15 protein-coding genes are annotated in these 15,682 nt (G+C 73.4%); 3 read left to right on the top strand and 12 right to left on the bottom strand.

The features are described 5' to 3' along the window. Positions 1-22: 22 nt before the first annotated feature. From ACZ6JT_RS33255 to ACZ6JT_RS33305, 11 genes are all read right to left on the bottom strand, one after another. On the bottom strand, positions 23-955 hold the full coding sequence (locus ACZ6JT_RS33255) for an SCO1860 family LAETG-anchored protein (RefSeq protein ID WP_469215625.1): 933 nt from the start codon (positions 953-955) through the stop codon (positions 23-25). A 283-nt stretch (positions 956-1,238) separates the two neighbouring features. Beyond that, entirely contained in the window at positions 1,239-2,324 is a 1,086-nt protein-coding gene (locus ACZ6JT_RS33260) for an amidohydrolase family protein (RefSeq protein WP_469215626.1), read from the bottom strand. 42 nt (positions 2,325-2,366) lie between these two features. Next, positions 2,367-3,428, bottom strand: a complete 1,062-nt coding sequence (locus ACZ6JT_RS33265) for an aminotransferase class V-fold PLP-dependent enzyme (protein WP_469215627.1) — start codon at positions 3,426-3,428, stop codon at positions 2,367-2,369. A 70-nt stretch (positions 3,429-3,498) separates the two neighbouring features. Next, entirely contained in the window at positions 3,499-4,206 is a 708-nt protein-coding gene (locus ACZ6JT_RS33270; RefSeq protein WP_469215629.1) for a DsbA family oxidoreductase, read from the bottom strand. 189 nt (positions 4,207-4,395) lie between these two features. Then, complete coding sequence (locus ACZ6JT_RS33275) at positions 4,396-4,602, bottom strand: antitoxin (RefSeq protein WP_469215630.1); 207 nt, start codon at positions 4,600-4,602, stop codon at positions 4,396-4,398. A gap of 31 nt (positions 4,603-4,633) precedes the next feature. Then, on the bottom strand, positions 4,634-5,185 hold the full coding sequence (locus tag ACZ6JT_RS33280) for a GNAT family N-acetyltransferase (protein WP_469215632.1): 552 nt from the start codon (positions 5,183-5,185) through the stop codon (positions 4,634-4,636). Positions 5,186-5,248: 63 nt separating this feature from the next. Then, a complete protein-coding gene (locus tag ACZ6JT_RS33285) occupies positions 5,249-6,697 on the bottom strand; it encodes a peptidoglycan D,D-transpeptidase FtsI family protein (protein ID WP_469215633.1) in 1,449 nt (482 codons plus the stop codon). A 62-nt stretch (positions 6,698-6,759) separates the two neighbouring features. Further along, positions 6,760-7,383 (bottom strand): response regulator, encoded by a 624-nt coding sequence (locus ACZ6JT_RS33290; RefSeq protein ID WP_469215812.1) that lies wholly within the window; start codon positions 7,381-7,383, stop codon positions 6,760-6,762. A gap of 119 nt (positions 7,384-7,502) precedes the next feature. Next, positions 7,503-8,795, bottom strand: coding sequence for a sensor histidine kinase (locus ACZ6JT_RS33295; protein ID WP_469215635.1), 1,293 nt, complete (start codon positions 8,793-8,795; stop codon positions 7,503-7,505). After that, positions 8,795-9,778: a hypothetical protein gene (locus tag ACZ6JT_RS33300; RefSeq protein WP_469215637.1), complete on the bottom strand. Its 984-nt coding sequence runs from the start codon at positions 9,776-9,778 to the stop codon at positions 8,795-8,797. Before ACZ6JT_RS33300 ends, ACZ6JT_RS33295 begins: the two co-directional genes overlap by 1 nt. Before the next feature lie 92 nt (positions 9,779-9,870). Beyond that, positions 9,871-10,653 (bottom strand): IclR family transcriptional regulator, encoded by a 783-nt coding sequence (locus tag ACZ6JT_RS33305; RefSeq protein WP_469215639.1) that lies wholly within the window; start codon positions 10,651-10,653, stop codon positions 9,871-9,873. A 127-nt stretch (positions 10,654-10,780) separates the two neighbouring features. Between ACZ6JT_RS33305 and ACZ6JT_RS33310 the strand changes: the two genes are divergently transcribed. From ACZ6JT_RS33310 to ACZ6JT_RS33320, 3 genes are all read left to right on the top strand, one after another. Further along, positions 10,781-12,304: an aldehyde dehydrogenase (NADP(+)) gene (locus ACZ6JT_RS33310; protein WP_469215641.1), complete on the top strand. Its 1,524-nt coding sequence runs from the start codon at positions 10,781-10,783 to the stop codon at positions 12,302-12,304. Between the two features lie 101 nt (positions 12,305-12,405). Beyond that, the gene (locus ACZ6JT_RS33315; RefSeq protein ID WP_469215814.1) at positions 12,406-13,659 is read left to right on the top strand and encodes a TerD family protein; all 1,254 of its coding nucleotides are present in this window, start codon (positions 12,406-12,408) and stop codon (positions 13,657-13,659) included. 102 nt (positions 13,660-13,761) lie between these two features. After that, entirely contained in the window at positions 13,762-13,938 is a 177-nt protein-coding gene (locus tag ACZ6JT_RS33320; RefSeq protein WP_469215643.1) for a hypothetical protein, read from the top strand. Between the two features lie 86 nt (positions 13,939-14,024). Here ACZ6JT_RS33320 and ACZ6JT_RS33325 read toward each other — a convergent pair whose 3' ends face one another. Beyond that, positions 14,025-15,464: an alkaline phosphatase PhoX gene (locus tag ACZ6JT_RS33325; protein WP_469215645.1), complete on the bottom strand. Its 1,440-nt coding sequence runs from the start codon at positions 15,462-15,464 to the stop codon at positions 14,025-14,027. Positions 15,465-15,682 lie beyond the last annotated feature (218 nt).

The following is a 15,682-nucleotide window of genomic DNA, read 5'->3' on the forward strand; positions in this document are numbered from 1 at the left end:
CCCGGGTCGATCCGGCGCGGTCCTACGAGGTCCTGCCCCGTCGGGTCACCAGGAGCGCCACCCCGCCGATGCCGAGCAGGAACAGTGCCCCGCCCGCGACGTAGGGGGTCAGTGAACCGCCCCCGGTCTCGGCCAGGTTGGCGTTGGCGGTGCCACCCGGGGCGGTCCCGGTGCCCGTCCCGGTCTGGGGCTTGACGTCCGGGTCCGCAGCCGGCGGGGCGGACGAGGGCGCCGGGCCTGTCGGGGTCTCGCAGTGCGCCTCGGCGAGCACGATCTCGCCGTCCACCTGCGCCACGTTCAGGTTCAGCGGGTTCACCGAGACCTTCAGGCGCAGCGCGGCCGCGGCGGCCGTGGTGGAGGTGGTCTGCGTCCCGGACAGCTCCAGGTTGACCACGCCCACGCCCGGGACCTCCAGCTTGGCGGGGCCACCCGCCGACAGGGTGACCTTCTTGCCGAGCGCGGTCACCTTCCCGAGGACGTTCGCGCTGGCCACCGGCTTCTTGCCCGCCTCGCAGACGGCCTTGGAGGTGACCTTCTCCACCTCGACGAGGGAGAGCAGGGGCAGCCCGGGCACGTGCACGGAGGCCTTGGCGAGGTTCGCCTCGGCCTGCGCCCGGTTCTTGTCCGCGGTCGCCTTGGAGGTGGCCACGTCGGCGCGCAGGACGCTGACCGGCTTGTTCCCCTCGACCCCGTCGAGGGTGACCGTCAGCGCCGTCTTCTCGGCCTCCGCCGGGGCGCTGACCTCGTTGAGGGTCGCCTTCAGCGGAACGTGCACGGTCTTGTCGAGCAGGCCCACGTCGAGTCCCGCGCGCAGGACGACGGCGCCGGCCTTGCCCTCGCCGCCCGCCCCGGCTCCGCCTCCTCCCGTGGCGTAGGCGGGCGGGGCGGTGAGGAGGGCCACCGCTCCGGTGGCGAGCAGGACGGCCGCGGGCATGCGGAAGGTGTTGCTGTTCAAGATGGTGGAACCCCCGGGGAGATGGGTGCCGTCGCGCCGCCCATGGGGGACATCGCGCGCGCCGACGGCCTTGACCCCGGAATCTTTACGCACTGTGAGTGAACGGGCGGCGACCTGGCGTGAGTTCATCCCAAAGGGTGGTTTCCGCGTATGTATTCGATTTCTGGCGCCTCAGAAAGAACGGGAGTTCCCTCCTTTCACGGACGGTCGGCCCGTGCGGCCGTGTTCAACGACCGACGGGCCTGCGATGTCACGTGCCGTCAACAGAGTGCCGGCGCACGGCTCAGGCCCTGACCTCGCCGTTCACGACGACCCGCGACGGCTGCGCCAGCGCGCGCACGTCGGCCCTTGGATCGGCGCCGTAGACCACGAGGTCCGCCGGCGCCCCCTCCGTGAGACCGGGCCTGCCGAGCCACTCGCGCGCCGCCCAGGTCGTGGCCGAGAGGGCGTCCAGCGGCGGGATCCCGGCCTTCACCAGCTCCTCCACCTCCGCCGCGACCAGGCCGTGCGGGAGGGAACCCCCGGCGTCGGTGCCGACGTAGACCGGGATGCCCGCGTCGTAGGCGGCCCGGACGGTGTCATACCGGCGCTCGTGGAGCCGCCGCATGTGCGCCGACCATCGGGGGAACTTCGCCTCGCCGCCCGCCGCCATCTTCGGGAACGTCGCGATGTTCACCAGGGTCGGCACGATCGCGACCCCGCGCTCCGCGAACAGCGGGATGGTGTCCTCGGTGAGGCCGGTGGCGTGCTCGACGCAGTCGATGCCCGCCTCGACCAGGTCGCGCAGCGAGTCCTCCGCGAAGCAGTGCGCGGTGACGCGGGCGCCCAGCCGGTGCGCCTCGGCGATGGCCGCCTCGACCTCGGCGCGCGGCCAGCAGGCGGCCAGGTCCCCGGCGTCGCGGTCGATCCAGTCACCGACCAGCTTCACCCAGCCGTCGCCGCGCAGCGCCTCCCGGCCCACGTACGCGACCAGGTCGGCCGGCTCGATCTCGTGCGCGTAGTTGCGGATGTAGCGGCGGGTGCGCGCGATGTGCCGACCGGCCCGGATGATCTTCGGCAGGTCCTCGCGGTCGTCGATCCACCGGGTGTCGGAGGGTGATCCGGCGTCGCGGATGAGGAGGGTGCCGGCGTCCCGGTCGGTGAGGGCCTGGCGCTCGGCGGTCGCGGCGTCGACCGGGCCGTGGGAGTCCAGTCCCACGTGACAGTGCGCGTCGACCAGCCCCGGCAGTGCCCAACCGGTCACCGTGGTGATCTCGCGGGCCCCGGGCGGGCGCTCGTACGAGACCCGCCCGCCGACCACCCAGAGCTCGTCGCGGACCTCGTCGGGCCCGACCAGCACCCGCCCCTTCACGTGCAGCACATCGCTCATGGCGGCACTGTACGTGCGCCCCGCACGGGCGCGCCGTCCGCCTCAGGGAGCGGAGAGGACGTCCAGCAGCCGGTCCACGTCCGCCTCCGTGCTGTAGAGGTGGAACGAGGCCCGCAGGGATCCGGCGCGGGCCGAGGTGGCGATGCCGGCGGCCAGCAGGCCGGGCTGCCGGTCCGCGAGCCCCGGCACCGAGACGATGGCGGCGGTGCCGGGCACGGGCTCGTGGCCGAGGCGGGCGAGGCCGGCCCGGTAGCGGGCGGCGAGGGCGGTGTCGTGGGCGTGGATGGCCTCGACGCCGATCCGCTCGATGAGGGCCAGCGAGGCCTCGGCCGCGTGGTAGGCGAGGAAGGCCGGGGACTCGTCGTACCGGCGTGCCCCGTGGGCCAGTTCCGCGATCGGCCCGTAGGTGGAGTCCCACATGGACTCGGCCGCCACCCAGCCGGCGTGCAGCGGGGTCAGGGTGCGCTGGGCCTCCTGCGACACGGTCATGAACGAGGCCCCGCGGACGGCGAGCAGCCATTTGAAGCCGACGGCGACCGTGTAGTCGTAGGGCGAGGCGTCGAAGGGCAGCCAGCCCACCGCCTGGGACGCGTCCACCAGCATCCGGGCACCGTACGCCGCCGTCGCCGCGCGCACCGCGGACAGGTCGGCGATCCGCCCGTCCGCGGACTGTACGGCGCTCAGCGAGACCAGCGCGGTGTCCGGTCCGACGGCCTCGGCGAGGGACTCCAGCGGCGCGAAGCGGACCTTGAGGTCGCCGCGCACCACGAAGGGGTTGATCACGGAGGTGAAGTCGCCCTCCGGGCACAGGACTTCGGCGCCCGGTGGGAGGGAGGCGGCGACGAGGCCGACGTGGGTGGACACGGCCGAGCCGACGGCCACCCGGTCGGCGTCCACCCCGACCAGGCGGGCGAAGGCCTCCCGGGAACGGTTGACGCGGTCGAAGTCACCGAAACCGGCGGGGACACCGGCACCGGCCGCCTCGGCCAGCTCACGTACGGCCGCGACGGCGGAACGCGGGAGCACCCCGCAGTTGGCGGTGTTGAGGTAGGCGTTGGAGTGGGCGAACTCGGCACGGGTCGCTTCCGCGAGCGAAAGATCCATGCCGTCAACTCTGCGCCAGGAGCGACCCAAAGTCCATTGCCGAGTTATCTGCGCCCACCCCAAGTCATCCTTATGCCTGCGGGACGGCGCAGGCCCCCTCGGGCTCGCACGCCTCGGCCCCGGCGGCCGGCTCCTCGATCTCCCGCCCCGCCCACGCCTGCTCCAGGGCCCGGGTGAACACCTCGGCCGGCTGCCCGCCGGAGATCCCGTAGCGGCGGTCGAGGACGAAGAACGGCACGGCGTTCGCGCCCAGCTCGGCGGCCTCGCGCTCGTCGGCGCGGACCTCGGCGGCGTAGGCGGAGTCGTCGGCGAGGACGGCGCGGGCCTCGGCCTCGTCCAGCCCGGCCTCGACGGCGAGCACCACCAGCGTCTCCGGGTCGAAGACGGAGCGCTCCTCGGCGAAGTTGGCCCGGTAGGCGAGGTCGAGCAGCTCCTCCTGCCGGCCCCGGGCGGCGGCCAGGTGCAACAGGCGGTGGACGTCGAAGGTGTTGCCGTGGTCGCGGCCCTCGGTCCGGTAGTCGAGCCCCTCGGCGCGGGCGCTGGCGGCGACGTGCTCCTCCATGCCCCGCGCCTCGTCGAGGGTGCGGCCGTACTTCTTGGCGAGCATGTCCACCACGGGAGCGGTGACCCCCTTCGCGCTGCCCGGGTCGAGCTCGAAGGACCGGAACACGACCTCCACCTCGTCGCGGTGCGCGAACTCGGCCAGCCCCTTCGTGAAACGGGCCTTTCCGACGTAGCACCAGGGACAGGCGATGTCCGCCCAGATCTCGACGCGCATGATCCTTCTTCTCTCCGGGGTTCGGGGGGCCAAACGGTTTCCCCTTCAACCACCCCGGGCCGCGTCTCATTCCCCGGACACGCCGGCGCGCGGGCGCGCGGGCAGCGGGCGTGCGGGCAGCATGCGGGGACTGCACCGCCGGGTGGGCGGGCGCAGTCCCCGTGGGCATGCGGGTCCGGAGGCCGGCCGTCAGCGCTGGGGCGGCCGGGGCTCCCCGGGAGCGGGGGGCTCGTTGCCGCCGATCTGCTCGTTGAGCTTCTGCTGCGCCGTGTCGACCTGGCTCTGGTACTTGCTGCCGGTCCTCGCGTCGAAGGCGTCTCCGGCCTTTTCGACGCCTTGGCGGGCCTGGTCAGGGTGTCCCTTGATCAGGCCTTTGAGCTTGTCGAGCATGGACATGGGGCGTCCTCTCTACGGAATGCCGGTCGCTTCAAGCTTCTCCGCGAAGGGCGCTGTCCGCACCCGGAGCGTCCGCGGGCTCCTCGACCCGGTCCGCGGCGGGCGGGGGAGCGATCCGGAGCCAGAGCGTGCGGTGGGTGCCCGCCTGGGAGGCGGACGGGTCCGGGCGCCAGCCGTGGCTGGCGTAGAAGGCCTGGGCGCGGAGATTGTGGGCGTAGACCTCGAGGCGGACCCGGCTGACTCCGGCGCGGCGCCAGACGTCGAGGCAGGCGGCGTGCAGGGCGGCCCCGGTGCCGCGGCGCCAGTGGACCGGGTCGACGTGGAGCTGGGTGAGGGTGGTCTCGCCGTACTCCGTACGGAAGGCGGCCACCCCGGTGAGCTCGCCGTCCTGTTCGGCGCAGAGCACCGCGCCCTCGGCCGGGTCACGGGCGACGGCCCGGGACCAGCCCTCGCGCGTCCGCTGGAGCTCGGCGTCCCCCGCGTAGGCCTGCTCGGGGATGTGGCCCTGGTAGTACGTGGCCCGGGCCCGGGTGTGCAGGGCGGCGATGGCGTCGAGGTCTGCGGGCTCCGCGGCTCTGATCACGGGAGGGCAAACGCGCCGGAAGCCCCTTGGGTTCCCGGCGCGTCGGCCCTGACGGCGGCGCGGCTACTTCTTCAGCCACGCCTCCATCATCTTCTGGGCGATGGGGGCGGCCAGCCTGCCCCCGCCGATCTCGGAGCGGTCGGTGTCCGAGTTCTCGATCACCACGGCGACCGCGATCTGCTTGCCGCCCAGCTTGCCGTACGAGGTGAACCAGGCCAGCGGGGCGAGGCTGTTGTTGACCCCGCGCTGGGCGGTACCGGTCTTGCCGCCCACCTCGGCGCCCGTCACCTGGGCCGGCTTGCCGCCGCCCTCGGTGGCGACCGTGCGCATGGCGTCCCGGATCATCGACGCGGTCTTCTCGTTCATCACCTGCTGGGACTTCGCGTCCTTGAAGCTCTCCAGCACGTCGCCGTTGCCGTCGGTGACCTCGGAGACCAGGTGCGGGGCGACGAGCCTGCCGCCATTCTCGATCGCGGCCGTCACCATCGCCATCTGGAGCGGGGTGGCCTGTACGTCGAACTGGCCGATACCCGTCTGCGCGACCTGGTCGATCGACATCTTCTTCGACGGGTACCTGCTCGGCGGGTTCGTCCGGACGGGGGTGTCGATCTGCACGTTGAAACCGAGCTTCTCGGCCGTCGCGCGCATCTTGTCCTGGCCGAGCTTGGACGCGAGCTCGGCGAAGACGTTGTTGCAGGACAGCCGCAGGGCGGTGCGCACCGAGACGTTGTTGCAGGCCGCGGAGCCCGCCTCGCTGGGCAGCAGGGTGCGGGTGCCGGGGATCGTGTACGGGTCGGCGATGCCGGTCTGCCGGTCGAGGTCGGTGACGAGGCCGTTCTCGATGGCCGCCGCGAGGGTGACCAGTTTGAAGGTGGAGCCGGGCGCCTGCGGCTTGCGCAGCGCCACGTTCTCCAGGGCCTTGCCCTTGTCCGCGGAGAGTGCGTCCCAGGCCTGCTGGTCGTTGGCGCCCGCGATGCTGCCCGGGTCGAAGGAGGGGTTGTTCACGACGGCGAGGATCTCGCCGGTCTTCGGGTCCATGGCGACGGCCGCGCCCTGCTTGCCCTGGAGCGCGTCGTAGGCGGCCTTCTGCACGTCCTTGTCGATGGTGGTCAGGACGTTGCCGGGGGTGGCCCGCTTGTTGGTCAGCATGTCCATCACGGTCTTCAGCCGGTTGTCCGAACCGTTGAGGACGTTCTTGTAGATGCCCTCCAGCATGGACGTGCCGTAGGCCTGGGAGCTGTAGCCGGTGACGGGCGCGTAGAGCGGACCGTCGACGTAGGTCCGCTTGTAGCCGAAGTCCTTGCCGCCCGTCTTCACCGAGCCGGTGATCGCCTCCCCGCCCACGATGATGTTGCCCAGCGGGTTCTCGTACTGCCCGATGAGGTTCCGGCGGTTGTGCTTGTCGTCTGCGAGGGCCTGGCCTTGGTATGCCTGCACCCAGGTGACGCGGACCAGCAGGGCCAGCACCAGGAGCAGACAGAAGACCGACGCACGCCTGATCGTCTTGTTCATCCCCCAGAAGGACGTCTCAGTGACCCCGGCCGTTCCGCTCTGCCCCGATTGTGGCGGGGTTCTCAGCTTTTCTTCATGATGAAGCCTCCTTCATAGGCCGCGATGACCGCCTGGGTGCGGTCGCGGGAGCCGGTCTTGGTGAGGACGGACGCGACGTGCGTCTTGACCGTCTGCGGGCCGACTCCGAGGCGCTCGCTCATCTCGTGGTTGGACAGCCCGGTGGCCATCAGGCGCAGTACGTCGGCCTCGCGGTCGGTGAGCCGGGCCACCCAGGGGGCGGTGGCGGCCGGGGCGCCGGCGGGCGTGTGGGCGGCCGCGAGGGAGCGCACCGCGGCGGGGAAGAGCAGCGAGTCGCCGCGGGCGACGAGCCGGACCGCGCCGATCAGCTCGTCGGGGTCGGCCCGTTTGAGGAGGAAGCCCGCGGCTCCCGCGCGCAGCGCGTCATAGACGTGGGCGTCGTTCTCGAAGGTGGTGACGACCACGATCCTGGGCGGCGCGGCCATCGTGGCGAGGATCTGCTCGGTGGCCCGGATGCCGTCGATCTCGGGCATCCGGACGTCCATCAGCACCACGTCGGGGGCGAGGGACCGCACGAGCGGGACCGCCTCGGCGCCGGTGGCGGCCTCGCCGACGACCTCCAGGTCGTCCTCGGCCTCCAGGATGACCCGCAGCGCGGTGCGGACCATCCGCTCGTCGTCGCAGAGCACGATCCGCAGCCGCGGTCGGCCCGCCGGCGCCGGCGCCGGCGCGGTCCCCTCGGCCTGCGGCGCCGGCGAGGTCGGTGGGGTCGGTGGGGTCGGCGCGCTCATCGGCCGCCCCCGGCGAGCGGGAGGACGGCGCGCAGCCGCCACCGGTCCTCGTACGGTCCGGCCTCGACGCTGCCGCCGAGCAGCGCGGCCCGTTCCGCGGAGCCGCGCAGTCCCCGGCCCCCGGTGGTGCGGGGTTCCCCTTCGCCGGGGGCGGCGGGTGCGTTGGTCATGGTGATCTCCAGTTCGCGTTGTCCGTCCTCGTGGCCGGCCCGCACCCGGATCCGCAGGTCCACCGGGCCCGTGCCGTGGCGGAGGGCGTTGCTGAGGCCCTCCTGGACGATCCGGTACGCCTCGCGGGAGGTGATCTCCGGGAGCCGGGCCCAGTCCCCCACGGGCCCGGGGTCCTGGTGCGCGGTGATGGTGGTGCCGGAGGCCCGGGAGCGGGCCAGCAGCCCGTCCAGGTCGACGGCGAGCGTCGGGGCGGGAGCGGTCGCGCCGTCCGGCCCGGCCGGGTCACCCTCGCGCAGCAGGCCCAGTACCGCGTCCAGCTCGCCCACCGTCCGCCGCGTCGTGTCCTCGATCGCGGCCAGCGCCTCCCGTACGAAGCCGGGGTCGCGGTCCAGCATCCGCCGGGCGGCGGCCGCCTGGAGGGTGACGGCGCTCAGCGCGTGCCCGACCGCGTCGTGCAGCTCCCGGGCCAGCCGGTTGCGCACGGCCAGGTCGGCGGCCCGCTCCTCGGCCGCAGCCAGCCGGTCCGCCGCCGTCGGCCCGAGGAGTACGGGCGCCAGCCGGGCCAGCAGCGCCCCCGCCCCGGCGGCGCACAGGGCGAGTGCCGCCAGCAGACCGACCCCGAGAAGGGGGGCCGCGTACGTTTCGACGCCGGTGTCGAACCACCCGAAGCCCAGCCGGACTTCGCGCAGTCCGCTCACGAACGGCAGCACGAGCAGCACCGCGGCCATGGGCGGCACCGCCAGGGTCATCCCGCTGACGAGCGCTCCGACGCCCAGGTGCAGGGTCCACCAGGCCGAGGCCCGCCCCCGCGCCGCCCAGGACCGTGCGGCCCCTTCGGCGAGCCGCTCCCCCGGCACCCCGCACATGGCCCGGACGGCGGTCACCGACAGCGGCCGGACCAGCCCGTACACCCCGGTGACGGCGACCAGCGGCAGGGCCGCGGCGTAGGCGGCGAGGGACAGGGGGAGGGAGGCCAGGGCGTTGGCTCCGCCGGCCGCCGAGCCGACGCCCACCGAGGCCAGGAGGAAGTACGGCATCAGCAGGGCGCCGCCGAGGATCTGGTGGACCCATCGCAGCCGGGCGCGCGCTCCCAGCAGCCGCCCCAGGCCGTCGCGCATCAGCTCTCGCGTCGGGATATGAGGAACCGGACGAGGACGGCGGTGGCGAGCGATCCGGTGACCATCTGGCCAGCGTAGATCAACTGGGTGCTGAGGGGCGTTCCTTCACCTGCGTCCAACTGCGGCCCCAGCGAGGCGATCAGCACCCAGGACCCCCAGGCCAGGGTGGAGGCGGCGCCGACCCAGGCGAGCCCGAGCGGCCACCGCGCCCCGAGTGACCCGCCGCGGGCCAGGAGCACCGCTCCCGCCCCTGCGGCGAGCGCGCATATCGCGTTGACCACGGAGCCCACGGCGCTCTGCGCCGAGTGCGCCTCGACCCGCTCGGCGCTCAGCCCGGCGCTGCCGCCGAAGGCCCAGTAGACGTATATCGCGGCCAGAACCACGGCGCCCGAAGCCGCGGCTGCCGCCACCACCCCCGTGGGCGACGGCAGCCGCTCTCCCAGCACGCCCTGCCACCGCCGGCCCCAGCGCTTGCGCGCGTAGGGCACGAACAGTGCGGCCAGAGCGAGTCCTTGGACGGTGAATCCGGTGTACACGACGATGAAGACCCAGTCGTCCAGGAAGGGCACCCGGGCGGCCGCCGCCTGCGGGCCGGTCCCGAAGCCCAGGGCCCGGACGAGCAGCTGGCCCGGGAAGGCGAGGAGGATCGGGGTCAGCAGGCCCGTGGCCGTGAACACCGGAACGGTCAGCATCCAGGCGGGTGTTCTCAGCCCCCACGGTCTGGTGAGCACCAGGACGAGCAGGATCACGCACGCGTCCATGGCCAGCGTGACGGCATTGGCCACCGTGAGGAAGATTCCGGCGTCCAGCAGCACGCTGCCGTCCGGTATCCCGATCCGGCTGCCGGACAGCCAGGCGGCTTTGAGCGCCAGATACGGCACCGTGGCAGCCAGGGCCACAGCCGTGAGGAGGTGCCTCCGGGCCCCCGGCGACGGGACGGAGGACTGCGGTGCGTGCGTCGTGTGAACGGCTCGTGTGGTCATGCCCCAACGGTCCCGTGTACGGCCGCCCGCCACCTCCCCCGCAAAGGGGAACCGCCTCCCCCATGCGGGGGAGGAACCACCCGCCCCGGATGTCACATGCGGCGCGTCACCACCGACAGCCGGTCCCGCGCCTCGAACAGCGCCGCCTTGATGACCTGTTCGTGCGCCGCCGTCAGCCGGGCCACCGGCACCGAGCAGCTCACCGCGTCCCGCGCCGGCGTCCGGTACGGGACGGCCACCCCGAAGCAGCGCAGCCCCAGCGTGTTCTCCTCCCGGTCCAGCGCGTACCCCTGCTCCCGCACCAGCGCCAACTCCTCGACGAGCTGCTCGCGGTCGGTGATCGTGTGCTCGGTGACGGCCTCCAGCCGCTTCGGCAGCAGCGCGCGCACCTCGTCGTCCGTGTGCGTGGCCAGCAGCGCCTTGCCGAGCGCCGTCGAGTGCACGGGCAGCCGCCGCCCGACCCGGGTGAAGGGCCGCAGGTAGTGCTGGGACTGCCGGGTGGCGAGGTACACCACGCTCGTCCCGTCCATCCGCGCCAGGTGGATGGTCTCCGTCGTGTCGTCGGAGAGCCGGTCCAGGGTGGGCCGGGCCGCCGCGACCACCTCGTCGCCGTCGATGTACGAGCTGCCGACCAGCAGGGCCCGTACGCCGATGCCGTACCGGGTGCCCGTCGCGTCCGTCTCCACCCACCCCAGGTTCACGAGCGTGCGCAGCAGCATGTACAGGCTGGACTTCGGCAGGGAGAGGTCGTGCTGGATGTCGGCCAGGCTGTGCAGCCCGGGCCGGGCCGCGAAGTGCTCCAGCAACAGGACGGTCCGCACGGCCGATTTGACCGGCGCCGCCGCGGCCGGGAGCCCCGACTCGGTCGTCGTCATACGCCTGCTTCCCCTCTGGTCGCCTCTTGTCACGCGGAGGACGCGGAAATAGAGTCCGCAGCAGATGTGATCATTCATCCACCGGAACGGCGTTCAGAATACTGAACGATCCAGGAGGCAGTGGGCCATGGCAACGACACCAGTCTGGAGTGTGGACCCCCGCACCGGGAAGCAGCGCGAGCAGGTCGCGGTGGAAGCCACGCCGCAAGAGGTCGACGGAGCCGTACGGGCGGCCCACGCGGCCCGCGGCCCGCTCGCCGACGCCACCGTCCGCGCCGCCTTCCTGCGCGCCGCCGCCACGCTGCTCGACGAGGCCGCCGCCCACGTCATCGAGGCCGCCGACGCCGAGACCGCGCTCGGCCCGGGCCGGCTCACGGGCGAACTGGCCCGCACCACCGGCCAGCTGCGCGCCTTCGCCGACGCCGTCGACGAGGGCGCCTACCTCGACGTCCGGATCGACCGCGCCGACCCCTCCCTCAGCCCGCCCCGCCCCGAACTGCGCCGCTACAAGGTGCCGCTCGGCGTGGTCGCGGTCTACGCCGCCTCCAACTTCCCGCTCGCCTTCTCCGTCCCCGGCGGGGACACCGCGAGCGCGCTGGCCGCCGGCTGCCCGGTGGTCGTCAAGGCGCACCCCGACCACCCGGCCACCTCCGAGCTGTGCGCCTCGCTGCTGCGCCGGGCCGCGGTCGCCACGGGGCTCCCGGCCGACGTGGTGACCGTGGTCCACGGCTTCGACGCCGGCCTGGAGCTGATCCGCCATCCACTGGTGTCCGCCGCCGGATTCACCGGTTCCATCCGGGGCGGACGGGCGCTGTTCGACGCGGCCGCCGCCCGGCCCGTGCCGATCCCCTTCCACGGCGAACTGGGCTCCCTCAACCCCGTCGTGGTCACCCCGGCGGCGGCCGCCGAGCGCGCCGAGGAGATCGGCGCCGGGCTCGCGGGCTCGGTCACCCTCGGCCTCGGCCAGTTCTGCGTGAAGCCCGGGCTGGTGCTGGTCCCCGAGGGGGCGGCGGGCGACCGCCTCACCGGAGCGCTCACCAAGGCGCTCGGGGAGACGGAACCCGGGGTGCTGCTCGACCACCGGATGCGCGACGACTTCGTCTCCGGGGTGCGCGAGCGGGCCGGGCTGCCCGGCGTCGACGCCCCCGTCACCCCGGGCTCCGGCGGGGAGCACACCGTCGGCGCGGGCTACCTGACCGTGACCGCCGCGGACCTGCTCGGGGGCGGGACGTACGACCTCCTCCTGGAGGAGTGCTTCGGCCCGGTCACCGTCGTCGTGCGGTACGCCGACCAGGACGAGGTGCGCGCGGTGCTCGGCCGGCTTCCGGGGAACCTGAGCGCCACGCTCCAGTTGTCGGCCGCCGAGACGCAGGGCGCGCCGGGCCCGGCCGCCGAGCTGATCCGGCAGGTCACGGGGCTGGCGGGGCGGATCGTGGTCAACGGCTGGCCGACCGGGGTGGCGGTGGCCCCGGCCCAGCACCACGGCGGCCCCTACCCGGCGGCGACCTCGCACTCCACCTCGGTGGGCGAGACCGCGATCGAGCGCTGGCTCCGGCCGGTGGCCTACCAGTCGGTGCCGGACGCGCTCCTTCCGGCGGAGCTGCGCGAGGCGAACCCGCTGGGGCTCCCGCGCCGGGTCACGGGCGGCTGACCCCAACCGGCCCGGTACCACCCCCGCGACCGGCGCTGAAATCTCGAGCGAGGGTAAGGGAACGGCAAAGCCCCTCCGGTCGTTCTCCGGGCATGACCGCTATGACCCCTGGTTCCAATCTGCCGCTCAATGCCGTCCGTGTGACGGTGGACGTGGCTGCGCCGGTGCGGCTCGACGTATCGGCCCTGCTCCTGACGGCCGACGGCAAGGTGCGCTCCGACGCCGACTTCATCTTCTTCAACCAGCCCTCCGGCCCCGGTGTCAGCTACCGGTCCGGCGGGGGTGCGGCGCCGGACTCGATCACCGTGGACACCGGCGCGGTGCCGCCGGGCATCGAGCGGATCGTGGTCACCGCCAGCCCGGACGCCGCCGGGCAGACCTTCCAGGGCATCGAGCCCACGGCCACCGTGCGCGGCGCCGACGGCGGCGCGGTGATCGCCTCCTTCACCCCGCCGCAGCTGGGCTCCGAGACCGCGCTCGTCGTCGTCGAGATCTACCTGCGCGGCGGCGTGTGGAAGGTGCGCGCGGTCGGCCAGGGGTACGCGAACGGCCTCGCCGGCATCGCCACCGACTTCGGCGTCTCCGTGGACGAGGAGCCGGCTCCCGCCGCCGTCGCCCCGCCCGTCGCCCCGGCGCCCCCCGCCCCGCCCGCCCCGCCGGTCTCCTACCCGCCCTCCCCCTGGCTCGGCGGCGCCACGACCCCGACGGCGCCCACCCCGGTCGCGCCGGTCCCGGCGGCGGCCCCCGCCGCACCCCCGGCCGCCGCGGCCGGCACGGGGAAGATCAACCTCGACAAGGGCCGGGTCAGCCTCCAGAAGAACCAGACCGTGTCCCTGGTCAAGGGCGGCCGCCCGCTCCTGTCCCAGGTCAAGATGGGCCTGGGGTGGGAGCCCGCCTTCGGCGGCCGGGACATCGACCTCGACGCCTCCGTCATCGCGTACGGCCCCCAGCGCAACCACATCGACAGCTGTTACTTCGGCAAGCTGTCCATCCTCGGCGGCTCCATCAAGCACTCGGGGGACAACCTCACCGGTGAGGGCGCGGGCGACGACGAGGTGATCGTCGTGGACCTCGGCCGGCTGCCCGCCGAGGCCACCGGGCTGGTCTTCACGGTCAACTCCTTCTCCGGCCAGAAGTTCACCGAGGTGGCGAAGGCCTACTGCCGCCTGATCGACGCGGCGAGCGGCGAGGAGCTGGTGCGCTTCGACCTGACCTCCGCCGAGCCGCAGACCGGCGTGATGATGGCCAAGCTGATCAAGCAGTTCAGCGGCGAGTGGGAGATGACGGCCATGGGCGAGTTTGTGAAGTCGCGCACAGTGCGCGGCATGGTCAAGCCCGCCGCACAGGCACTCTGAGCAGGTGGGCGGGCACCGGCAGCCACGGCGGCGCATCCCGGGTGATGGATGCCACGCGTAATCCGTAAGTGGCTGTCAGTGCCCGCCCGTAGCCTTGAAACCATGCACGAGACACTCACACCCGCGGGTCCCGCCCGCCCGTCCGCCGCCGAGGCGAACGAGGCGATACGGCACCTCGTCGAATCCCGGGTGGACGGCGAGTGGCCCTCGGAGGCGTATGAGTTCCTCCTCTCCGAATGGGCCGAGGCCTCGCGTGCGGAGGTTTCCGCAGGCCCGTGAGCGCGGGCGGCTGTCCGCCCGCGCCCGTCCCGCACGCACGGGCCCGTTCACACCCGCGCGCTCGGGCACGCCGTGCGCCGTCCGCGTCAGTGACCGCGCCGCCACGGTCCGGTGATGGCCAGCATGATGCCCGGCGTCTGGAGGTTGGCGAACAGCGTGCGCCCGTCCGGGGAGAAGCAGACCCCGGTGAACTCGGAGTACTCCGGCTCCTCCGCCGTTCCGAGATTCAACTCGTTGCGCGCGAGCGGGTAGGTGCGGCCCGACTCGGTCGCGCCGAACAGGTGCTGCAGCCCCGAGCCGTCCTCCGCGATGACGAGGCCGCCGTACGGGGACACCGTGATGTTGTCCGGACCGTCGTAGCCGCCGTCCACCGCCGGATCCGCGTTGACGCCGATCAGGACGGTCAGGCGGACCGTGCGCCGCTTCGGGTCGTAGAACCAGACCTGGCCGTCGTGCGCCGCGCCCGGGCTCTCCTGGCGGGCGTAGGAGGAGACGAAGTACGCGCCGCCGTCGGCCCACCACATGCCCTCCAGCTTGCGCCCGCGCGTCACCACCCCGTCCGCGAACTGCTTGCGCACCGCCGTGGTGCGGGCGTCGCGGTCCGGGACGTCCACCCAGTCGACCCCGTAGACGGTGCCGATCCGCGTCGCGCGCGAGAAGTCGTCGACGAACCGGCCGGAGCTGTCGATGCACTTGGCGGCCTGGAGCACGCCGGCGTCGGCCGCGAGCGTACGGAGCCTGCCGCGCCCGTGGTGGAAGCCGCGGGGCGGGGTCCAGCGGTAGAGCAGCCCGTTGGGGCCGGAGGCGTCCTCGGTCAGGTAGGCGTGGCCCTGGCGCGGATCGATGACGACGGCTTCGTGGTCGTACCGCCCGAACGCCTTGATCGGGCGCGGGTCGCGGTTGGCGCGGCGGTCGTGCGGGTCGACCTCGAAGACGTAGCCGTGGTCCTTGGTCATGCCGTTCTTGCCGGCGAGGTCCGAGTTCTCCTCGCAGGTCAGCCAGGTGCCCCAGGGGGTGGCGCCGCCCGCGCAGTTGGTGGACGTGCCGGCGATGCCGACCCATTCGGCGACCTCGCCGCCGCGCCGGACCTCGACGACCGTGCAGCCGCCGGCCGCGGCCGGGTCGTAGACCAGGCCCTCGGTGAGCGGGACGGGGTGGGTCCAGCCCGAACGGGGGCCCTTGAGCTCGTGGTTGTTGACGAGGAGGGTGACTCCCCGGTGGCCCTCGAAGGCGGCGGTCCCGTCGTGGTTGGACGGGGTGCTCTCGCCCGACTCCAGCGTGGTGACCCCGCTGTGCGTGATCACGCGGTAGGTGAACCCGGCGGGGAGGGCGAGGATGCCGGCCGGGTCGGGGACGAGCGGGCCGTAGCCGGGCTCGCAGGGCCGCCCGTGCTCGTCGCGGTGGGTGCTGTCGTCGGCCGCCAGCGCTCCCGGGGCGGTGGCGAGTGCGCCGACGGTCCCGGTGAGGGCCACGCCCGCGCCGGCGATGACGGTACGGGCGGTGAAGTCTCTGCGGCTGAGCGGCATCGGGTCTCCTGGGGTGGGGAGGTGGTGCGCCTGTCGTGCGGTCGTCGGCGCACACGCTCTCGCCCGCACGTGAACGGCGGCTGAACTACCCACGAAGAGGATCAGTCCCCTTGCCGGTGGCCGGAATGGCCAACTCCGGCCGCAGGAACGGCGCATTGTCGCCGCCCACCAACCGCCCCACGAGCCACCCCACCGACCGCCCCACGAGCCACCCCACC

The sequence above is a fragment of the Streptomyces sp. NPDC046308 genome (assembly GCF_055588065.1).